Annotated in this window: 23 protein-coding genes; 18 read left to right on the forward strand and 5 right to left on the reverse strand. The window is 67.9% G+C overall.

The window, feature by feature from the left end; genetic code table 11:
- Positions 1-2 precede the first annotated feature (2 nt).
- From AC0LPE_RS02210 to AC0LPE_RS02260, 11 genes are all read left to right on the forward strand, one after another.
- Positions 3-479 carry a DUF3180 domain-containing protein gene (locus AC0LPE_RS02210; protein WP_159416840.1) on the forward strand — a complete coding sequence of 159 codons (477 nt, stop codon included), beginning with the start codon at positions 3-5 and terminating at the stop codon, positions 477-479.
- A 74-nt stretch (positions 480-553) separates the two neighbouring features.
- A complete protein-coding gene (locus AC0LPE_RS02215) occupies positions 554-1,735 on the forward strand; it encodes a DUF6779 domain-containing protein (protein ID WP_490605515.1) in 1,182 nt (393 codons plus the stop codon).
- 159 nt (positions 1,736-1,894) lie between these two features.
- Positions 1,895-2,830, forward strand: a complete 936-nt coding sequence (locus AC0LPE_RS02220) for a Rossmann-like and DUF2520 domain-containing protein (protein ID WP_120281262.1) — start codon at positions 1,895-1,897, stop codon at positions 2,828-2,830.
- The gene (gene panC / locus AC0LPE_RS02225) at positions 2,823-3,761 is read left to right on the forward strand and encodes a pantoate--beta-alanine ligase (RefSeq protein ID WP_490605516.1); all 939 of its coding nucleotides are present in this window, start codon (positions 2,823-2,825) and stop codon (positions 3,759-3,761) included. Before AC0LPE_RS02220 ends, panC begins: the two co-directional genes overlap by 8 nt.
- Before the next feature lie 44 nt (positions 3,762-3,805).
- The gene (gene panD / locus AC0LPE_RS02230) at positions 3,806-4,243 is read left to right on the forward strand and encodes an aspartate 1-decarboxylase (protein ID WP_490605517.1); all 438 of its coding nucleotides are present in this window, start codon (positions 3,806-3,808) and stop codon (positions 4,241-4,243) included.
- Positions 4,244-4,245: 2 nt separating this feature from the next.
- Positions 4,246-5,079, forward strand: a complete 834-nt coding sequence (locus AC0LPE_RS02235) for a type III pantothenate kinase (RefSeq protein WP_006550509.1) — start codon at positions 4,246-4,248, stop codon at positions 5,077-5,079.
- Positions 5,080-5,172: 93 nt separating this feature from the next.
- A complete protein-coding gene (locus AC0LPE_RS02240; RefSeq protein ID WP_490605518.1) occupies positions 5,173-5,625 on the forward strand; it encodes a rhodanese-like domain-containing protein in 453 nt (150 codons plus the stop codon).
- Positions 5,626-5,723: 98 nt separating this feature from the next.
- Positions 5,724-7,190, forward strand: a complete 1,467-nt coding sequence (lysS, locus tag AC0LPE_RS02245) for a lysine--tRNA ligase (protein WP_230788602.1) — start codon at positions 5,724-5,726, stop codon at positions 7,188-7,190.
- Positions 7,191-7,283: 93 nt separating this feature from the next.
- Positions 7,284-7,643, forward strand: a complete 360-nt coding sequence (locus AC0LPE_RS02250) for a histone-like nucleoid-structuring protein Lsr2 (protein WP_006550504.1) — start codon at positions 7,284-7,286, stop codon at positions 7,641-7,643.
- Positions 7,644-7,793: 150 nt separating this feature from the next.
- Positions 7,794-9,224 carry a phospholipase D-like domain-containing protein gene (locus tag AC0LPE_RS02255; RefSeq protein WP_490605519.1) on the forward strand — a complete coding sequence of 477 codons (1,431 nt, stop codon included), beginning with the start codon at positions 7,794-7,796 and terminating at the stop codon, positions 9,222-9,224.
- A gap of 270 nt (positions 9,225-9,494) precedes the next feature.
- Positions 9,495-12,038, forward strand: a complete 2,544-nt coding sequence (locus AC0LPE_RS02260; RefSeq protein WP_219129870.1) for an ATP-dependent Clp protease ATP-binding subunit — start codon at positions 9,495-9,497, stop codon at positions 12,036-12,038.
- Positions 12,039-12,145: 107 nt separating this feature from the next.
- On the opposite strand, the gene AC0LPE_RS02265 is transcribed toward AC0LPE_RS02260, so the two are convergent.
- The gene (locus AC0LPE_RS02265) at positions 12,146-12,736 is read right to left on the reverse strand and encodes a TIGR03086 family metal-binding protein (protein ID WP_253250143.1); all 591 of its coding nucleotides are present in this window, start codon (positions 12,734-12,736) and stop codon (positions 12,146-12,148) included.
- 137 nt (positions 12,737-12,873) lie between these two features.
- Here AC0LPE_RS02265 and AC0LPE_RS02270 point away from each other — a divergent pair, with 137 nt between their 5' ends.
- On the forward strand, positions 12,874-13,518 hold the full coding sequence (locus AC0LPE_RS02270; protein WP_490605520.1) for an MBL fold metallo-hydrolase: 645 nt from the start codon (positions 12,874-12,876) through the stop codon (positions 13,516-13,518).
- A gap of 61 nt (positions 13,519-13,579) precedes the next feature.
- Here the strand turns inward: AC0LPE_RS02270 and AC0LPE_RS02275 are convergent, their stop codons facing one another.
- Positions 13,580-14,206, reverse strand: a complete 627-nt coding sequence (locus AC0LPE_RS02275; protein ID WP_088899053.1) for a TetR/AcrR family transcriptional regulator — start codon at positions 14,204-14,206, stop codon at positions 13,580-13,582.
- Positions 14,207-14,326: 120 nt separating this feature from the next.
- Between AC0LPE_RS02275 and AC0LPE_RS02280 the strand changes: the two genes are divergently transcribed.
- The 3 genes from AC0LPE_RS02280 to AC0LPE_RS02290 all read left to right on the forward strand — a co-directional run bounded on the left by AC0LPE_RS02280 (position 14,327) and on the right by AC0LPE_RS02290 (position 16,930).
- Positions 14,327-15,625 (forward strand): oxygenase MpaB family protein, encoded by a 1,299-nt coding sequence (locus tag AC0LPE_RS02280; protein ID WP_088899052.1) that lies wholly within the window; start codon positions 14,327-14,329, stop codon positions 15,623-15,625.
- A gap of 116 nt (positions 15,626-15,741) precedes the next feature.
- The gene (locus AC0LPE_RS02285) at positions 15,742-16,182 is read left to right on the forward strand and encodes an OsmC family protein (protein WP_490605521.1); all 441 of its coding nucleotides are present in this window, start codon (positions 15,742-15,744) and stop codon (positions 16,180-16,182) included.
- A 61-nt stretch (positions 16,183-16,243) separates the two neighbouring features.
- Positions 16,244-16,930 (forward strand): DsbA family oxidoreductase, encoded by a 687-nt coding sequence (locus tag AC0LPE_RS02290; RefSeq protein ID WP_120281270.1) that lies wholly within the window; start codon positions 16,244-16,246, stop codon positions 16,928-16,930.
- Here AC0LPE_RS02290 and AC0LPE_RS02295 read toward each other — a convergent pair.
- On the reverse strand, positions 16,920-17,450 hold the full coding sequence (locus tag AC0LPE_RS02295) for a DUF1990 domain-containing protein (RefSeq protein ID WP_160876957.1): 531 nt from the start codon (positions 17,448-17,450) through the stop codon (positions 16,920-16,922). The genes AC0LPE_RS02290 and AC0LPE_RS02295 overlap by 11 nt on opposite strands.
- A gap of 1 nt (position 17,451) precedes the next feature.
- Positions 17,452-17,757 (reverse strand): antibiotic biosynthesis monooxygenase family protein, encoded by a 306-nt coding sequence (locus AC0LPE_RS02300; protein WP_490605522.1) that lies wholly within the window; start codon positions 17,755-17,757, stop codon positions 17,452-17,454.
- 33 nt (positions 17,758-17,790) lie between these two features.
- Between AC0LPE_RS02300 and AC0LPE_RS02305 the strand changes: the two genes are divergently transcribed.
- Positions 17,791-18,546, forward strand: coding sequence for an alpha/beta fold hydrolase (locus tag AC0LPE_RS02305; protein ID WP_490605523.1), 756 nt, complete (start codon positions 17,791-17,793; stop codon positions 18,544-18,546).
- On the opposite strand, the gene AC0LPE_RS02310 is transcribed toward AC0LPE_RS02305, so the two are convergent.
- The gene (locus AC0LPE_RS02310) at positions 18,543-19,427 is read right to left on the reverse strand and encodes an HhH-GPD family protein (protein WP_016693348.1); all 885 of its coding nucleotides are present in this window, start codon (positions 19,425-19,427) and stop codon (positions 18,543-18,545) included. The two genes, AC0LPE_RS02305 and AC0LPE_RS02310, sit on opposite strands and share 4 nt — an antisense overlap.
- 93 nt (positions 19,428-19,520) lie before the next feature.
- Between AC0LPE_RS02310 and AC0LPE_RS02315 the strand changes: the two genes are divergently transcribed.
- The gene (locus tag AC0LPE_RS02315; protein ID WP_016693347.1) at positions 19,521-20,150 is read left to right on the forward strand and encodes a carbonic anhydrase; all 630 of its coding nucleotides are present in this window, start codon (positions 19,521-19,523) and stop codon (positions 20,148-20,150) included.
- Between the two features lie 102 nt (positions 20,151-20,252).
- Positions 20,253-20,990, forward strand: a complete 738-nt coding sequence (locus AC0LPE_RS02320; protein ID WP_088899047.1) for a hypothetical protein — start codon at positions 20,253-20,255, stop codon at positions 20,988-20,990.
- Positions 20,991-20,993: the final 3 nt, after the last annotated feature.

Raw genomic sequence — 20,993 nt, forward strand, 5'->3', positions numbered from 1 at the left:
GAGTGCTGAAACAGACCCGGATCCGAGATCTGCTGGCACTGGCCGTGCTGGCAGCGATCGTCGCGTGGCTGCTCGTCCGCACGATGTACGGCTCGCTGCCGCCCATCCCCGTCTACGCGGGCGCCTCGCTGTATCCCGTTGCGATCATCGAAGTGGTCCTGGCGTTCATGATCCGGTCGCGGGTGGGCAAGCACGAGATCGGTGAGGGACCCGGCAGGCTGCATCCCATCACCGCGGCGCGTGCGGTCGCGCTCGCCAAGGCGTCCGCACTGGTGGGTGCCGCGAGCGCCGGAGTGTGGGCCGGCTTCCTGCTGTATCTCGTGCCGCAGCGCGGAGTCGTGCAGGCCGCCACCGACGACACCTCGGGTGTGCTCGTCGGAGCCCTCGCCGGCATCGCGCTGGCGGCGGCCGCGCTGTGGCTCGAATACTGTTGCCGGACACCGGAAGACCCCGACGAACCGAACGAACCGGCGCTCTGACCTCGGATTTCGCGGTGGGGCAGGGCGTGTCGTCCGGCACCGATCGGCGGACCCACCCAAGTACCCTGATGGTCATGGCAACCTCGGCGCGACCAGACAGGAATCGCCGTCCGTGGCGCAGTACCGGCTCGATGATCGTGGCCGGTCTGCTCGCTCTGGCGATGATCGCCTCGCTGTTGTTGATCTTCAGTGAGAGCGTGCAGTTGCTGCGTGTCGCGGTGGTCGTCGCCCTGTGGGCCGCGACCGTCGGAGCCATCGCGATGAACAAGTACCGCCGGGAATCGGCGCTCGACCGGGCGAAGGCCGACGACCTGAAGACGGTCTACGAACTGCAGTTGCAACGGGAGATCGCGGCGCGGCGCGAGTACGAGCTGACCGTCGAGGAGAAGGTCCGTTCCGATCTGAAGCTCGACGCCGGTGAGATGGCGGCCCTGCGCACCGAGCTGGCCACCCTGCGCCGCACGCTCGAGATGTTGTTCGACGGCCGGTTGCCCGACGACGTCGTCGCCCTCGAAGGCCAGGCGGAGAAGCTGCGTGAACTGAGCGAGGCGGCGCGAGTGTCCGCTCCGCGTCCGTCGGGGCCGGCCTTCGCGTCTCCCGACGACGAGCCGGTCACCGCGGAGACCGAATCGGTCGAGGCGGCCATGCGCGCGGCGAAGGCGTCGGAGAAGACACCCACGAAGGGTGACGGCGCAGAACCGCAAACCGAGAAGCAGGCGAAGGTCGAGGCTGCGTCCGGGAAGACGGCTACCGGGAAGACGGCTACCGGAAAGACCGCGACCGGGAAGGGCACGTCCGAGAAAGCTGCGACCGGGAAGGTAACGGCTGGAAAGGCGACCGCAGGACCGGACGTCGAGGACGCCGAGATCGAGGACGCGGAAGTCGAGGAGCCGAAAACCGAGAAGCCGGAGACCGAGAAGCCGAAGACTCCGGACCCGAAGACCGGGGCCACGAAGGCCGCCGGCGCCGAGAAGACGGCGGACGGGAAGCCGGAGCCGCAGAAACCCGGCAAGCACGAGTCCGGATCCGATCCCGACCCGCAGACGGGCGCAGACGAGGCCGGAGCGGCGTCGCAGGGCGATGACCCCGCCGAGGGGGCGAACACCACCGAGAAGGCCGCTGGAGCTGCGGAAACGGCCGAGGGGGACGACGAGGACGACGACGAATCGTCCGGACGTCGCTCCCGGCGCCGTCGTGCCGACGGTGAGGGCCGGACGGTCGCGGAGATCCTCGCATCGTTGTCGGCCGAGCGCTGATCACGGGACGGTCGCGCGGCAGCTCGCGCCTGCCCCACCTCGATCGATGAGGCGCAGATCACTCGGCTCGACCGTGGCGAGCCCCGGAAAGCGCGCGCTATTGTCGAGCGGAACGTCCGGTACCCGCTGAGCGGGACTGGAACGAACGAGAGGACTCCCGTGAATTCCTTCGGGATCACCAACGCACCCGCGCCTGCGCGCCTGTCGGTAGGAATCGTGTCCGCCGGACGGGTCGGCACTGCACTCGGCGCAGCTTTCGAACGCGTCGGTCATGTCGTCGTGGCCTGCTCGGCCGTCTCCGACGTCTCGCGGCACCGTGCCGCCACCCGCCTGCCGGATTCGCAGATCCTGCCGGTCGACGAGGTTGCCGGCCGCTGCAATCTCCTTCTTCTCGCCGTTCCCGACACCGAACTGTCGTCCCTGGTCAAGGGCCTTGCAGCCACCGGTTCGGTCGCTGCCGGCACGATCGTCGTCCACGTCTCCGGTGCCCACGGCACCGCGATCCTCGAGCCGCTGACCGAGCAGGGCGCCGTGCCGCTCGCGATCCATCCCGCGATGACCTTCACCGGCCACGACGAGGACATCGACCGGCTCTCCTCCGCGTGCTTCGGCATCACGGCCGCCGACGAGATCGGCTACGCCATCGCGCAGTCCCTCGTCCTCGAGATCGGCGGCGAGCCGGTCCGCGTCCCCGAGGCCATGCGCACGACCTACCACGCCGCGCTCGCGCACGGCAGCAACCACTTGGTCACGCTGGTCGCCGACGCCGTCGAGGCGCTGCGCAGCGCCCTGCAGGGGGAGGAACTGCTCGGCCAGCAACTCGTCGACGCCGCCCCCGGTGGAGTCGCCGAGCGGGTGTTGCAGCCGTTGCTCTCCGCGGCGCTCGACAACGTGCTGCGGCGCGGGCCCTCGGCCCTCACCGGGCCGGTCGCGCGCGGCGATGCCGACGCCGTGGCCGCGCACCTGCGTGCGCTCGAGGCCGTCGACCCGCAGATCGCCGCCGGGTACCGCGCGCTGTCGCTGCGATCGGCACAACGGACCGGGTCGAAGCCGGAACTGATGGCAATTCTCGAAGGAGCTGAATACGGTGAGTGAAGCAGGACAGCGCGGATACGTGCGAGGTGAACTGACCGTTCACCACGATCCCGCAGGCCTGACCAAGGTCACCCGGGCTCTGCGCGGCGTCGGCCGCACCGTCGCACTCGTGCCGACGATGGGTGCGCTGCACACCGGTCACCTCGAACTCGTGCGCCAGGCCAAGCTCACCGGTGCCGTCGTGGTCGTGTCGATCTTCGTCAACCCGCTGCAGTTCGGGAAGAACGAGGACCTCGACGCCTACCCACGCACTCTCGACGCCGACCTCGAACTGCTCCGCGAAGCGGGCGTCGAACTCGCCTTCGTGCCGACGGTCTCGGCGATGTACCCGCAGGGCCCGCGCACAACGATCCACCCGGGTCCGCTCGGGTCGGAGCTCGAAGGTGCTTCGCGCCCCGGGCATTTCGCGGGCATGCTGACGGTCGTCGCGAAGCTGTTCAACATCGTCGGTCCCAACACGGCGTTCTTCGGTGAGAAGGACTACCAGCAGCTCACCCTGATCCGTCAGATGGTCGCCGACCTGAATCTCGACATCCGCATCCTCGGCGTTCCCACCGTGCGCGAACAGGACGGGCTCGCACTGTCCTCCCGCAACCGCTATCTCGACCCCGAGCAGCGCGAGATCGCGACCACGCTGTCTGCGGCGCTCGTCGCCGGCGCACACGCCGCAGCAGGCGGATCCGAGGCGATCCTGTCCACGGCACGCGACGTGCTCGCGCAGAGCCCGCAGATCGAGGTGGACTATCTCGAGGTGCGCGGCGCCGATCTGGGGCCGGCACCCGAACGCGGCGACGGCCGACTGCTCGTCGCCGCACGGCTCGGCTCCACACGCCTCATCGACAACGTCGGGGTTGCCGTCGGCACCGGTTTCCTCGAACGAGCCACCGGCCCGGTGGATCCTGACGCCGAAGACGACCTGACGAACCGCTGACCCACCGATCGAATTCGGAAACGAGAAAGAAACCGAGGACGAGCATGTTCCGCACCATGATGAAGTCGAAGATCCACCGCGCCACGGTCACCCACGCGGATCTGCACTATGTCGGTTCGGTGACCGTCGACCAGGATCTGATGGACGCCGCGGATCTGCTCGAGGGCGAGCAGGTCTGCATCGTCGACATCGACAACGGCGCCCGGCTCGAGACGTACGTCATCGCCGGTGAGCGTGGATCGGGCGTCATCGGGATCAACGGTGCCGCAGCACGTCTCGTCAGCCCCGGCGATCTCGTCATCCTCATCGCCTACGGCGTGATGAACGAGCAGGAGTGCAAGGACTACAACCCGCGCGTGGTGTTCGTCGACGCCGACAACCGCCAGGTCGAGCTCGGCAACGATCCCGCCCACGCTCCCGAGGGCACGGGCCTGATCACGCCGCGGATGCTGTCGACCCTCGACTCGCCGTCCCTGGTCTAGAGGTGCTCCTCACCGTCGACGTCCGCAACACCAATATCGTCCTGGGGGTGTTCGCGGGCAGCGGCTCGCACGCGCGGCTGCTGCGCGACTGGCGCGTCCGTACCGACCCCAGGATGACCGCCGACGAGATCGCCCTGCTGTTCCGCGGTCTGCTCGGCGAATCCGCCGAGCAGGTCACCGGGGTGGCGGCGCTGTCGACCGTGCCGTCGGTGCTGCGCGAGCTGCGCGTCATGCTCGACCGCTACTGGTCGTCGGTGCCGCACGTCGTGGTGGAGCCGGGGGTGCGCACGGGAGTGCCGCTGCTCGTGGATAACCCGAAGGAGGTCGGCGCCGACCGCATCGTCAACAGTCTGGCGGCCTACCACTTCTACGGATCCCCGTGCATCGTCGTGGATTTCGGGACGTCCACGTGCGTCGACGTCGTGTCGGGCAAGGGGGAGTTCCTCGGCGGGTCCATCGCTCCGGGTGTGGAGATCTCGATGGATGCGCTGGCGTCGCGGTCGGCGGCACTGCGGAAGGTCGAATTGCTCCGTCCCCGAGGTGTTCTGGGCAAGAACACCGTCGAGTGCATGCAGTCCGGGGCCGTCTTCGGGTTCGCCGGGATGGTCGACGGCATCGTGCGGCGGATCTGCGCCGAGGTGCCCGGTTTCGACGGCGACGACGTGGCTGTGATCGGCACCGGCGACAGTGCGCCGCTGATCATGCCGGAGTCGCGCACTCTCGAGCACCACGAGCCGGATCTGACCCTCGAGGGACTGCGTCTGGTGTACGAGCGGAACCAGGTGAGACGAGCGGCACGCGGAACTGCGGGTTCCGCTGAGCGCCATTCTGTGTAAAAATGTTCTTCGTGATCCGTTGCATGAGCACCCAGGAGTGTTGTCGAGGCTGACCGCCGCCTCGACCGATAACACATTCCTGGGAGTTTTCTCATGCGCGCTGCGCTTCTTTCCACCACTTCTGTTTCCACCGCTGCTCCGGTCGCCTTCCACCGGCTTGCCGTCGAGCGCACGTATCCCACCGAACTGTCCGCAGCGGTCGCCCGCGGAGCCGTCGTCGTCGACATCCGCTCGAACGCCGAACGTGCCGCTCAGGGAACACTTCCCGGTGCACTGGCCATCTCCGTCGATCTCGTCGCCGAGCGACTCGATCCGAGCGGCAAGGGCCGTCTCGCCCTCGCCGTCGACCGCGACGTCGAATGGATCCTCGTCTCGTCCGACGGCGTGAGCTCGCACGGTGTGGTCACCGAACTGCACGCGCAGGGTCTGCGCAGGGTCACCCACCTCGTCGGAGGCTACGACGCCATCTGCGCGGCCCGCCTGGTCGGCGCAGTCGCCGAGGCCCAGCACGTCGCGCAGGACGTGGCGCGGGTCACCGCTCACTGAAAGCGCGCATCTGCAGGAATAGTGACCTCGGGTGTCCGATAGTCTGGTTACCCGTGAGTGATGCCACCGTTCAGCAGCCCGACGACACCCCCGAGCAGATGCGGGTCCGCCGCGAGAAGCGCGAACGGCTCCTGGCACAGGGCTCGGACGCCTATCCCGTCGAGATCCCGCGTACCCATACGCTCGCGGAGATCCGCGCCGAGTATCCCGACCTCGAACCCGACACCGCCACCGGTACCGTCGTGGGCGTCGCCGGCCGCGTGATGTTCTCGCGCAACACCGGCAAGCTGTGCTTCGCGACGCTGCAGGAGGGCGACGGCACCCAGCTGCAGGTCATGCTCAGCCTCGCCGGCGTCGGCGAGGAGGCGCTCGCCGCCTGGAAGTCCGAGGTCGACCTCGGCGACATCGTGTTCGTGCACGGCGAGGTCATCAGCTCCCGGCGAGGTGAGCTCAGCGTCATGGCCGACTCGTGGACCATGGCGTCGAAGGCGCTGCGTCCGCTGCCGGTCGCGCACAAGGAGATGAACGAAGAGGCACGGGTGCGTCAGCGCTACGTCGACCTCATCGTGCGTCCCGAAGCGCGCCGCAACGCGCGCATGCGTGTCGCGGTGGTGCGCGAGCTACGCAACGCACTCGAGCGTCGTGGCTTCCTCGAGGTCGAGACGCCCATGCTGCAGACCCTGCACGGTGGCGCGGCGGCCCGTCCGTTCGTGACGCACTCGAACGCGCTCGACATCGATCTGTACCTGCGTATCGCGCCGGAGCTGTTCCTCAAGCGCTGTGTGGTCGGCGGTATCGAGAAGGTCTTCGAGATCAACCGCAATTTCCGTAACGAGGGTGCCGACTCGACGCACTCGCCGGAATTCTCGATGCTCGAAACGTACGAGGCGTACGGCACCTACGACGATTCGGCTCGGATGATCCGCGAGATCATCCAGGAGGTCGCGTTCGCGGTCTTCGGCAGCCATGTGGTGACGCTCGCCGACGGTACGGAATACGACCTCGGGGGTGAATGGAAAACCCTCGAAATGTATCCCTCGCTGTCCGAGGCGATCGGCACGGACGTGACCCCCGACACCACGCTCGAGGAATTGACGGCTCTCGCGGATCGCGTCGGTCTGGAGATTCCCGAGGGTAAGGGCTGGGGCCACGGCAAGCTCGTCGAGGAACTCTGGGAGCACATGTGCGGCGACCAGCTGAACGAGCCGACCTTCGTGCGTGATTTCCCCGTCGAGACGTCGCCGCTGACCCGCGACCACCGCAGCGTGCGCGGGGTCACCGAGAAATGGGATCTGTACGTCCGCGGTTTCGAACTCGCCACGGGTTACTCGGAACTCGTCGATCCGGTGATTCAGCGCGAGCGCTTCGTCGACCAGGCACGCCTGGCTGCGGAAGGTGACGACGAGGCAATGGTCCTCGACGAGGATTTCCTCGCCGCGATGGAACAGGGAATGCCGCCGACCACCGGTACCGGAATGGGAATCGACCGTCTGCTGATGGCACTTACCGGTCTGGGAATCCGCGAAACAATCCTGTTCCCGATTGTCCGACCGAACACCCGTTAATCGGATTTCGCCGCTCCATATTGCGATGCGTTAATCGGCGGGTAGTGTGGTGCCCGTCCCGCGGGGAAGCGCATGCGAGAGGATTTACACCACATGGCGAAGAAAGTCACTGTCACCCTGATCGACGATGTGGATCAGGAATCGGCGGCGGACGAATCGGTGGAGTTCGGTCTCGACGGAGTGACGTACGAGATCGACCTTTCCGAGGACAATGCGGCACGGCTGCGCGAGCAGTTGGAATTCTGGATCGAACACGCTCGCAAGGTCGGTGGCCGTAAGCGGAGCAAGACCGCGGCCGGAACTGCGCCGGCTGCGCGCAAGAGCGGATCCGGAAGTGCGGGTCGCGAGCAGACGGCCGCTATCCGTGAATGGGCACGGAACAACGATCTGCCGGTTTCGGCGCGTGGCCGAATCTCTGCGGAGATCGTCGAGGCGTACAACAAGGCGCACTGACGACATTCTCGTCCGTGGGGCGTCGTCCATCCGTGGACGGCGCCCCACAGTCGTCGGTGGACGGGTTCGGTTGCGACACAGTGGCGCCCGTCACACAACCCGATCGTGCGGTCGAGCCGGCACGATGCGGTCGGGGAGTAGCATCCGCTCATGGCCGAGACCGTGCTCGAACCTGGTTCCACCTGCTGGCGAATCGCGCGAGCGGAGAGGTTGACCTGCATCGTTGACGCGGCCGACTATTTCCGTCACGCCAAGTCGGCGATGCTCCGCGCGGAAAAGCGCATCATGCTGATCGGATGGGATTTCGACACCCGGATCAAGTTCGAACCCGACGGCGCGACTCTCGAGGGACCGAACAAACTCGGTGAATTCCTCGAATGGCTTCCCGAACGACGTCCCGATCTCGATATTTATCTCCTCAAGTGGAACATCGGTGCGTTCAGTGCCCTCGCGCGCGGAATGACGCCGGTGTTCGTGCTCGATTGGCTCACCGACCCACGCTTGCACTTCGAAATAGACGGGGCGCATCCCGTGGGCGCGGCGCATCATCAGAAAATTCTCGTCGTCGACGACAGCATCGCTTTCTGCGGCGGTATCGATATGACCGTCGACCGCTGGGACACCCCGGATCATCCCGACCGGAGCAAATACCGGCGCGAGCCGAGCGGTAAACGCTACGGGCCGTGGCACGACGTGACGACCGCTGTCGACGGTGATGCCGCGCGGGCCCTCGGCGACCAGGCCCGCGCCCGGTGGAAGGCGGCCACGGGGGAGGAACTCGAGCCCGTGCCGGAGCCGGAACCGATCTGGCCCGACGATCTCGAACCGACTCTCCGCGGTGTCGACGTGGGCATCGCTCGCACCCTGCCCACCTACGACGGGAAGGACGGCGTCCACGAGATCGAGGCGCTGTACCTGTCGGTGATCGAGAAGGCCCGGCACACCCTCTACCTCGAGAGCCAGTACCTCGCCTCGCGCAGGATCGCGGACGCGCTCGCCGAACGACTGCAGGAACCGGACGGCCCCGAGATCGTCGTGGTGATCCCGCGCAACGCCGAGGGCTGGCTCGAACGCAAGGCGATGGACGGTGCCCGGCGTGCCCTGCTGCACATGCTGTGGGAGGCCGACGTGCACGGTCGTTTCGCCGCCTACTATCCCGTCACCGCCGGCGGCGAGCCGATCTACGTGCACGCGAAGGTCGTCGTCATGGACGAGACGCTGCTGCGGATCGGGTCGTCGAACCTGAACAACCGTTCGATGGGCTTCGACACGGAGTGCGATCTGGCCATCGAGTCCGCCGAGCGGGGCGACGCGGTCGGCCGCGCCGCCGTCGAGCTGCGCAACATCCTCGTGGCGGAACATCTCGATGTCGATCCCGAGGTGATCGCCGTGGCCACGAAGGACGGTGGTTCGCTCATCTCCACCATCGAGCGGTTGCGCGGCCCGGGACGTTCGCTGCGGCCGTTCGAACCGGGTACGGTGTCGGACGAGGACAGTGTCCTCGCAGAAAGTGCTCTGGCCGACCCCGAACGCGCCTCGCGGAGCCTCGGACGCAGGATCGAGCGATTCTTCGCCCGTTGATCTTCCACTGCCGCTGTTCGCTTGTGGCGTACAGCTTGCGGAAACGTATCCGCCACGTGCAGCGTTAACTTCTGAAACCGGGTTTTCTCGCCGCCTTCCGAAGGGTAGAGGGAAAGCGAGTCGATACCACGACCACTAGAGTGTGGAGTGGGAGCTTGGAACCTCTGAAAGGTTCCGACGAACGACTCGAGTGCCGGAGCTTAAGAGCGGCAGCAGGGTGCGGGACGATCGGCGTACCGGACCGGCGGCCGGAGAGTGTGAGGGAGTGCGATGTTCGAAAGGTTCACCGATCGCGCGCGGCGCGTCGTTGTCCTGGCTCAAGAAGAGGCCAGGATGCTCAACCACAACTACATCGGCACGGAGCACATCCTCCTCGGCCTCATCCACGAGGGTGAGGGTGTGGCGGCGAAGTCGCTCGAGTCGTTGGGTATCTCCCTCGAAGGTGTGCGCAGCCAGGTCGAAGAGATCATCGGCCAGGGTCAGCAGGCGCCCTCGGGGCACATTCCCTTCACTCCTCGTGCCAAGAAGGTCCTCGAGCTGAGCCTTCGCGAAGCGCTCCAGCTCGGACACAACTACATCGGTACCGAACACATCCTGCTCGGTCTCATCCGCGAGGGTGAGGGCGTGGCGGCGCAGGTGCTCGTCAAGCTCGGCGCCGACCTCAACCGGGTGCGTCAGCAGGTCATCCAGCTGCTGTCCGGTTACCAGGGCAAGGAGCCCGCAGAATCCGGCACGAGCCGTGGCGAGACCGGCACTCCGTCCACGTCGCTCGTCCTGGACCAGTTCGGCCGCAACCTCACGCAGGCAGCTCTCGAGGGCAAGCTCGACCCGGTCATCGGCCGGGCGAAGGAGATCGAGCGCGTCATGCAGGTGCTGTCGCGTCGTACGAAGAACAATCCGGTGCTCATCGGCGAGCCGGGTGTCGGCAAGACCGCCGTCGTCGAGGGCCTCGCGCAGGCCATCGTCAACGGTGAGGTCCCCGAGACCCTCAAGGACAAGCAGCTCTACACGCTCGACCTGGGCTCGCTCGTCGCCGGCAGCCGTTACCGCGGTGATTTCGAGGAACGCCTGAAGAAGGTCCTCAAGGAGATCAACAGCCGCGGCGACATCATCCTGTTCATCGACGAGCTGCACACGCTCGTCGGTGCCGGTGCTGCCGAGGGCGCGATCGACGCCGCGTCGATCCTCAAGCCCAAGCTCGCCCGCGGTGAGCTGCAGACAATCGGTGCGACGACCCTCGACGAGTACCGCAAATACATCGAGAAGGACGCCGCTCTCGAGCGCCGCTTCCAGCCGGTGCAGGTCGGGGAGCCGACGGTGGAGCACACCATCGAGATCCTCAAGGGTCTGCGCGACCGCTACGAGGCGCACCACCGCGTCTCGATCACCGACAAGGCGCTCGTCGCGTCGGCAACTCTCGCCGACCGCTACATCAACGACCGCTTCCTGCCGGACAAGGCGATCGACCTCATCGACGAGGCCGGTGCCCGCATGCGCATCCGTCGCATGACCGCGCCGCCGGACCTGCGCGAGTTCGACGACAAGATCGCCGACGCCCGTCGCGAGAAGGAATCGGCGATCGACGCGCAGGACTTCGAGAAGGCCGCGAGCCTGCGCGACAAGGAGAAGCAGCTCGTCGCGCAGCGTGCCGAGCGCGAGAAGCAGTGGCGTGCGGGCGATCTCGACGTCATCGCCGAGGTCGACGAGGAGCAGATCGCCGAGGTCCTCGCCAACTGGACCGGTATCCCGGTGTTCAAGCTCACCGAGGAGGAGACCACGCGTCTGCTCCGCATGGAGGACGAGTTGCACAAGCGGATCATCGGCCAGGAGGACGCCGTCAAGGCCGTCGCCAAGGCGATCCGTCGTACGCGTGCCGGCCTGAAGGACCCGAAGCGTCCGTCCGGTTCGTTCATCTTCGCCGGCCCGTCCGGTGTGGGTAAGACGGAGCTGTCCAAGGCGCTCGCGAACTTCCTGTTCGGCGAGGACGACGCGCTCATCCAGATCGACATGGGCGAGTTCCACGACCGCTTCACCGCGTCGCGCCTGTTCGGTGCGCCTCCCGGCTACGTCGGATACGAAGAGGGCGGCCAGCTCACCGAGAAGGTGCGCCGCAAGCCGTTCTCCGTGGTTCTGTTCGACGAGATCGAGAAGGCCCATCAGGAGATCTACAACACCCTCCTGCAGGTCCTCGAGGACGGTCGCCTCACCGACGGTCAGGGCCGCACGGTCGACTTCAAGAACACCGTGCTGATCTTCACGTCGAACCTGGGCACCGCCGACATCTCGAAGGCCGTCGGGCTCGGCTTCTCGGCCGGAACGGGCGAGCAGTCGAACTACGAGCGGATGAAGAACAAGGTCCACGACGAGCTGAAGAAGCACTTCCGGCCCGAGTTCCTCAACCGTATCGACGACATCATCGTCTTCCACCAGCTCACGCAGGAGCAGATCATCCAGATGGTCGACCTCATGGTCGGACGTGTGGAGACGCAGCTGAAGAACAAGGACATGGGTATCGAGCTCACCGAGAAGGCGAAGTCGCTGCTCGCCAAGCGCGGCTTCGACCCGGTGCTCGGCGCACGTCCGCTGCGTCGCACGATCCAGCGCGAGATCGAGGATCAGCTCTCCGAGAAGATCCTGTTCGGCGAGATCGGCGCAGGCCAGATCGTCCTCGTCGACGTCGAGGGCTGGGACGGCGAGGGCGCCGGCGAGAACGCGAAGTTCACGTTCACGCCGAGCGAGAAGCCGGCCGAGGTCCCGGACACCCCGGCGGTCGCGCTGGCCAAGTCCAGCGAGGGCGAGTCCGAAGCCGGATAAGCGTCCGCTGCCTGAGAGCAGGCACGTGTTGCTGCCTGTGAGAGCAGGCACCTGCTGTACCGAGAGGGGCGGCACCCGAAAAGGGTGTCGCCCCTCTCGCTGTACGTTCAGCCTCGTCGACCGGACCAGGGGGCGCCGGCACGCCCCACCCAGTTCACGAGACGCTCGGTCGGGCCGGCGTCCGGCGCGGGCGTGACCGGTGGACCGAAGGGAAATCCCTCGCGAGGTGATTCGGGCAGGGTGATCTTCATGATCTCGAGGGCTGCCTCCGCGAGTGCCGGGTCGGCCTCCGCATCCTGTCCGGTGGCGACGGCGATGTCCCAGCCGTGCACGAGCAGTTCGTCGAGTTCCATGAACATCGCGACCCGGCCGGGAAAGGTACCCCAGGGGGCGGTGACGGGCTTGTCCAGGAGGGCGTCGTCGTCCCACACCTGCCAGAAGCGGTCGGCCGCGGCATCGAGCACGGCCGGCCAGTCGTCGTTCTCGGAGGTGAGGAATTCCGGGACGGTGCGCGGATCGCGCCCGGAACCGATGGCCGCGCTCCGTTCGAGGGTCGCAGAGAGGTGGCCTATCAGTGTGCGGACGTCGAACTCGGGACACGGAGTGGGAGCGGCGAGGTGCTCGATCGAGACACCACCGACGATCCGGCGTGCGCGGTCCAGGGCCGCGCGGACGAGTGGGCGGGGATCCTGCTGCATCGTGGTCACCGCTCCATGCTGCGCCTGTGCCTGCCGCTCCACCCGAGGATTTCCGGACTCGTCCTTCCGCACTTGACCTCCAGTCGACTCGAGGTTGCACGGTGGTGGTGACCGGACGACGACCAGGAGGTATCGCGATGCGGCAAGTACTGCCCGATCTGTGGGAGACGCAGGAGGACAACCCGTTCCCAGGGCTGAAAACGCACGCCTATCTGTGGACCGGGAGGAACAACGTGCTCTTCTACTCGGTCGCCGGCGAGGCCGATTTCGGCGAACTGGACCGCCTCGGGGGGATCACCGACCAGTACCTGTCCCACCAGGACGAGGCCGGCCCGATGCTCGGCAGGATCGCCGAGCGCTTCGGGCCGAGACTCCACGCGGCGGCGGCGGAGGCCGATGTGGTCGGCCGGCACGCCCGCATCGACGTCCCGCTGACGGAACGTCACGTGGACGGCAACGGGGTGGAGATCGTTCCGACGCCCGGGCACACGGTGGGGAGCATCTGCTATCTGGTGCCCGGCGCGGACGGGACCCGCTACCTGTTCACCGGCGACACGCTGTACCGCGGTGCGTCGGGGAAGTGGCGGGCCGGCTACGTCGAGGGGATGAGCGACGCCCGTGCGCTCGCCGACAGTCTGCGCCTGCTGGCGACGGCGGAACCCGATGTGGTGATCTCGAGTGCGTTCGCGGGGGAGTCGGGCGTGCACCGGATCGACCCCCGGGAATGGGCCGCCCACATCGACCGGGCGCTGACCGGGTTGTCGGCCGTCGTGCAGGGCTGAGCGGAGATCCTCTTCCGGACCGTCCGCCCTGCCGCGGGTCGCGGCCGAGCTTGCTGCCGGATCATCTGCCGATGGTCGGCATGTGCGCGGTGAGTGTCGACAGGGTGCTGGCGACGATCTCGGTGAGTTCGTCGGGGCGGATGTCGAGCGTGCCGTCGAGCCAGCCGCGGACGAGCTCGACGGCACCGGCCATGACGACCACCGCGCACAGTTCGGCCTGCCGGGAGTCGAGGCGGGAGCCCACCGCGTCGCTCTGCTTGGCGAGTTCGTCGGCGGCGGACCGGATGAATGCGCTCTTCCGCTCGGCTAGCGGGGGCGCGTCGGAGATGAGGAAGCGGCCCTGCTGGGGGTTGCGTTCGACGGCGCCGACGATCGCTCCCACCGCGGCGCGCGCCTTGGCGTGCAGCTCGTCGGGGGCCGACGCGATCGCGTCGACGGCGCGTTCGAGCAGGGTCGCGCCGAGCTCGTCGTAGGCGGTGGTGACGAGGTCGGTCATGTCGGTGAAGCTCTCGTAGAAGAAGCGCGGACCGACTCCCGCGGTGGCCGCGACCTTCCGTACCGTCGCCGCCGACCAGCCCTCGTCGGCGACGACATCGATCACCGCGTTCTGGAGACGCGTGCGACGTTCGGCGCGCCGATCGGCCGGTGCGACGCCGCGATACGCGCGGTTGGCTTCGGGCTCGGACACATCGTCGAGTGTGGCACAACACGACCGACCTTCCGGAATCGACTGATTCCGGAATCAAGTGTTTACTAATTGTGGAATCCTTGTCATAGTCGGTCCCCGACATCCGGACGAGGAGGAAACGTGACGATCGATGCCCCGTCGACTGCCCACCTGCACGACCGAACCGATCGACTCGCACCGAAGCCGATCCTGCGAGAGGGCGGCCCGCGTCTGGCGATGTCGTTGCTCGCCGGCGACTCGGTGCGACCCACCCGGGCCCAGGCCCGGGCGTTCGCCAAGTTCGCGCACACCTGCGATCCCGTGGCCGACGATCTCGTCGCCGCGATGCGCCGCGACCGGCTCCGCATCCGCACGCAGTTCGAGCAGGCACTCGAACACGGCATCGAGACCGTGGACGATCCCGCACGCGAGGTGGCAGCGTTCATCGCCACCCTCGACGACGTGCCGTTCTGGGTCGACTACGACAAGCTCGATCTCGCCGCACGAGCGATCGCGCGGATGCCGATGAGCACCCTCATGGCGTTCACCACCGCCATCGCCTTCCCGGCCAGCTACGTCTCCCCGCGCGTCAACGACGTGCTGCTGCGCGGCGGCGACCTCGCGAAGCGCGCCGCGGGTCGGATCGTCGAGACGGTCTCGTGGTCGATGGACTGCACGGCGCCCGGTGGAATGGAGCGCTTCGGAGCGGGGACGAAGAACACCGCCCGCGTCCGCGTCGTGCACGCCTACATCCGTGCCGGGATCGAGCGGGTCGACGACTGGAACACCGACACGCACGGCCGGCCCGTGAACCAGCTGCACTACTGCGTGACGATGATCCCGATCGCCGGGGTGGCCCTCGCCGTCATGGCGGCCGGGCACTGGTACTCGCGACGTGAGCGCGACGCGATCGTCCACCTCTACCGCTATGTCGCCCACACCATGGGCGTGACGGCGGAACTGCAGGTCACCTCCCTCGACGAGCTCCTGCGTCTGATCTGGCTGGCGGTCTGGTCGGAGGTCGACCCCGACGACTCGTCCGCGGCTCTCACCGAGGCCGCGCTGAAGGCCGTCCCCCGCATCTACGGGGTCGACGGCCCCGGCATGGCGAACCGCATCAGGAGCTGGGCGCACTACCACTTCCACGCCGACCTGGCCCGCCTGTCGCTCGGCTCCGGATACGCCGACGCCGTGGGAGTTCCGCGACTGAGTCCGATGGCGGCGCTGTATCCGGTGTGGTTCGCGCGCAATCTCGTACGCGACCGCCTCAGTGTCCTGGTGCCCGGAGGCGCCGGGCGCGCCGCCCGGCGGGGTCACGCCGAGCGCATGTGGGAGATCGCCGAGGTGAAGCGGCGACTCGAGGTGCGGCCCTACGAACGGGACGGAGCCGTGCAGTCGATCCGCGAACGCGACCGCGAACTCCGGGCGCGATCGGCCTGATCCGGACATCGGGAACGCTCTGCCGCGAACGGCCCTCGCCACCACGGTGACTCTGCAAGTGTGGTTCGTGAAGCGCTGTCGCACGCACAGCCGTCGTACGCAGAGAAGGAGAGGTCATGCCCACTCGTACCGCACGGACCGCATGGAACGGGGATCTGCAGAAGGGCTCCGGTCAGGTGGAGCTCACCAGCTCGGGCCGTGGCACGTTCGACGTGTCGTTCCCGAAACGCTCGGCGGAGAACGCGGACGGCACCACCAGCCCCGAGGAGCTCATCGCCGCCGCGCACTCGTCGTGCTACGCGATGCAGTTGTCCGCGCTGATCGCGGAGGCGGGCGGCACACCACAGAGCCTCGAGGTCACCGCCGACGTCTCGCTGGGGCCCGACCCGGCGGGCGGATTCCGGCTCACCGGAATCGAACTGAAGGTGCGGGGCGAGGTCGACGGCCTCGACGCCGACGGCTTCGTCAAGGCCGCAGAGGACGCGAAGGCGGGATGTCCCGTGAGCAAGGCACTCACCGGCGTCGCGATCTCCCTGGACGCCGCCCTCGAGAGCTGACCGGGTTCATGGACCGATCGGCCCGGGAACAGAGCACGTCAGGGCCGGGTTGTACCCGAATATGAGCATGCCCGACGTACTTCTCCCCACAGCCCACATCGAGATCTGGTCCGACATCGCCTGCCCCTGGTGCTACATCGGCAAGCGGCGTTTCGCGGAGGCGCTCGAGTCCTTCGACGACCGCGACCGGATCGAGGTCACCTGGAGGTCGTACCAGCTCTCGCCCGACACACCGGTCGGGCGACGGGTCCCCGAGATCGAGGCGCTCGTCGCGATGAAGGGGATGCCGGCCGAGCAGGTCCGGCAGATGTTCGCCCAGGTCTCGGACACCGCTGCCGACGTGGGACTCGAGATCGACTTCGACAACGTCGTCGCCGCCAACACCTTCGATGCGCATCGGCTCGCGCATCTGGCCGGCGACAAGCGCGACGAGGTCCTCGAGGCGTTGTTCCGTGCGCATTTCGTCGACGGCGAGGTGGTCGACGATGTGGATGTCCTCGTGAAGGTCGCCACCGAGGTCGGGCTCGATCCGGAGTCGACGCGCGCAGCCCTCGACGGCGACGATCCCGCCGGTGAGGCCGCGGCCGACGCCGTGACCGCCGATCTCTTCGACGCACGACGGATCGGCGTGCAGGGGGTGCCGTTCTTCGTGGCCAACCGCGCCGTCGCGGTGTCGGGTGCGCAGCCGGTGGACGTCTTCCGTCAGTTCCTGCGCAAGGCCGTCGACGATGTGACGGTCAAGCTGTGAGTGCCGCGAGATAACGTCGCGCGATCTGCTGCTGGAGCAGGTGCCCGACGGGACCGGCCACCTTCGTATACCAGCGGGCGGGGCGGGAGAACGCGAGCACCGTGCCCCGCACCCGCCCGTCCGCGGTGCGCTCGACGACGAAGGTCTCCTCGCCGCATTCGGGATGGCCCGGGAGTGTGCCGTAGGTGAACCCGCGTACGTCCGGGGTGTCGACGATGTCGATCACGCGGCACCGCGCCGACGCGCGCACCGGACCGAGACCGAAGCCGAGATCCACTTCGACGCCGGGTACTGCGAGGGGCGTACCGGCCGGGATTCGTATGCCCGCGCCGCGATGCATGTCCCACGAGAACAACCGGGCAGCGGCGACCTCGAACACGGTGTCGCCGCTGCCCAGTTCGCTCTCGACCTTCAGGTGCCGATAACCGGAGGGGAGCGGTGCCTCGCCGCGGAAGGCACGCAGGCTCGCTCCCACCTCCGGATAGGTGAACTCACGCCCGGACCCGCCGGACGCGGACATCTCAGGACTTCTTGACGTCGAGGACGACCTCGAACTCGAGGAGCGAGGCGCCGGTCGCGACGGGCTTCTTCGCCTCACCCGCGTGGGCGGCACGTGCGTCGCCGTCGCGCCACGCGGCGAAGTCCTCCTCGGACTCCCACTGCGTCACCACGAAGTACCGGCTCTCGCCGGCGGTGGGGCGGAGCAGCTGGAAACCCAGGAAGCCGGGGGAGTTGTCGACGGTGTGCGCCCGATTGGCGAATCGCTTCTCCAGCTCGGGGCCGGCGCCTTCGGGAACTTCGATTGCGTTGATCTTCACGACTGCCATGCGCGAGAGCCTACTCCGCTAACTTGGTCGATTGTGTTGCACGACGAGGGCGGAACCGGACGACCCATCCTGCTGTTGCACGGCCTCATGGGCAGCGCCCGCACGTGGCGTCGTCACGTGCCGTGGTTACGCGGGCACGGGCACGTGTACACCTTCGACGCCGCCGGTCACGGCCGTCCCGCCCCCGACGAACTCACCACCGAGGCGTTCGTCGCCGACCTCACGGCCCACCTCACCGGGATCACCGAACCGCTCGTCGTGATCGGCCATTCGATGGGCGCCCTGCACGCGTGGTGCTTCGCGGCCGCCCATCCCGAGCGGGTCACCGCGCTGGTGCTCGAGGACATGGCGCCCGACTTCCGGGGGCGCACGGCCGCGAACTGGGCGGCGATGATCGCGCAGTGGCCGCAGCCGTTCCCCACGGAGGACGCGGTGTTCGACTTCTTCGGCGCCGTCGCGGGTCGCTACTTCCTCGATTCGTTCGTCCGCCGCGACGACGGCTGGTATCTGCACGGCGACGTCGAGACCTTCCGCGACATCTCGGAAGAGTGGGGGTCGCGGCACTTCTGGGACGAGTGGAACTCGATCCGCGTGCCCGCGCTGCTGCTCGAAGGCGAGTTCACCATCACCCCCGAGGGACAGATGCGACGGATGGCGACGCGACCCGGCACCGACCACGTCCTCGTCGACGGCGCCGGGCATCTCGTGCACGACGACCGGCCCGACGAGTTCCGCACCGCCGTGGAACACTTCCTGACCACGCACGAGCTGTCGGCGAGCCGGATCTAGGAGGTCGATCCCTCACCGGCGAGCGCGAACCGGCCGTCGTCGGTCTGCTCGACGAGACCGTCCACGAGAAGCGAATGCAGGGCGCGGTCGCGCTGGCCGGGATCGGTGGTCCACACGCTGTCGAGGACGGGACGCTCCACCGGGACGCTGCTCTCGCGCAGCACCGCCATCAGCCGGCCGCGCACCTGCCGGTCGGTGCCGGCGAACTTCTGCACCTTCCGGGGCGGTCCGTCGTGGGCGGGTCGCCCGGCCTGCACCCATGCGCACTCGGGCAGCGGGCAGCGCCCGCAATCGGGTGTGCGGGCGGTGCACACGGTCGCGCCGAGTTCCATCAGTGCCGCGGAGAAGGTCGCCGCACGAGCACGCTGACGCGGAAGGATCGCCTCGACATCGGCGAGATCCCGTGTGGTCGAGGGGTTTCCCGGCTCCGCCCGGCCGTGGACGGCGCGGGCGACGACCCGCCGTACGTTCGTGTCCACCACCGGCACACGCTGTCCGTACGCGAAGCACGCCACCGCTCGCGCGGTGTACGCGCCGACGCCGGGCAGGGTCAGCAGGACGTCGACGTCCTCGGGAACCCGATCGTCGTGCTCGGCGGCGAGTACGCCGGCGCACTCGTGCAGGCGCAGCGCGCGGCGCGGATAACCGAGCTTGCCCCACGCCCGCAACACCTCGGCCTGACTCGACGCGGCCATCGCGGACGGCACGGGCCAGCGCCGCACCCACTCCTCCCAGATCGGGGCGACCCGGGCGACCGGCGTCTGCTGCAACATGACCTCGGACATGAGGATCTGCCAGCCCGTCACCCCGTCGCGGCGCCACGGCAGGTCCCGCGCCTCGGCGGCATACCAGCGCAGCAACGACGGTGCGTCCACGGACATCTCGGGTCTCCTCCGGTCACAGGGGCGGGTGTCGGGATCCGCTGAGGAGATGTCGAACGAAATCGGACATGCGCGCAGGTGAATAATGTACGCATGCCGAACTCCAATCCCATCTCCGCCTGGAAAGCCCTGACCGAGGGTAATCATCGTTTCGTCAGCGACACCCCGCTGCACCCGAGCCAGGGAATCGACCGTCGCGCCGAACTCGTCAACGGTCAGCATCCCACCGCTGTGCTGTTCGGTTGCGGAGACTCCCGCGTCGCCGCAGAGATCATCTTCGACCAGGGGCTCGGCGACATGTTCGTGGTCCGCACCGCGGGCCACGTCATCGACAGCTCCGTCCTCGGTTCCATCGAGTACGCCGTCGAGATCCTCAACGTCCCGCTCATCGTCATCCTCGGCCACGACAGCTGTGGTGCCGTTGCGGCGACCATCGACGCCCTCGACAAGGGCACGGTGCCGGGTGGGCACATCCGCAGCCTCGTCGAGCGTGTCGCTCCGTCGATCCTCATGGGCCGGGCCGAGGGCCTGTCCACCGTCGACGAACTCGAGGGTCGGCACGTCGTCGAGACGGGCAAGCTGCTCACGGATCGTTCGCGGATCATCGCCGACCGCATCGCCGACGGCCGCTGCGCCATCGTGGGCGTCACCTACAAGCTCGACGACGGCAAGGTGAGCCTGCGCGGCCACTTCGGCGACATCGGCGAGGTCTCCGACAACTGAAGACGAGTGCACCTGCCGGTCACAACGATGTGACCGCAGGTCACAGCGACACGCCGACGGCGATGTAGCCGTGCGCAGCCCGCGGCACATACCGTGGGGGGCGTGCTTGAACCGACCGGTCCTCTGCCCCCCGAGATCTACTGGCGACGACGCGTTCTCGCGATCGGAGTCTCGGTGGTCGTGCTGGCTCTGGTCATCTGGCTCGTAGTGGCACTGACCGGCGGCGACGACCCCGACCAGAATCCCGAACCCGCAGCAGCGGAAGTGTCGACCTCCGCCACCACGACGGCGGCCGATGCGTCCGCCGACGCGGCGTCCGCGAGCACCACTCGGAGCGGGGAGGCCTCGGCTTCGTCCGGGTCGCGTGGTGCCGGGGCTTCGGCCGCGGAGGACGCGGACGACGACTCGTCCACGACCACCACCTCCGCTGCTCCGGTTCCCCCGGGGCAGTGCTCCGATCAGTCGCTCGCCGTGCGGGTGACGTCGGACGAACCGAACTACCGGGTCGGTTCCGAACCCGATTTCACGATCGTCATCACCAACATCGGCACGTCGCCGTGCGAACGAGACCTCGGTGCGGGCCTGCAGCAGGTCCTCGTCTACAGCCTCGACGGCAACGAGCGGCTCTGGGCGAACACCGACTGCTTCCCCGAATCGACCGCCGACATCCGGTCGCTCGATCCGGGCGACCAGGCGGCCTATTCCGTCAAGTGGTCGGCGACGACCTCCGAGCCCGGCTGTCAGGCGCCGCGCGAACCGGTCGGTCCCGGCGCGTACACGGTGGTCGGGCAGCTCGGCGGCCTGCGCAGCGTGCCCGAGCCGTTCAACATCACGCCCTGACCC

It is taken from the genome of Rhodococcus sp. S3, assembly GCF_058211795.1.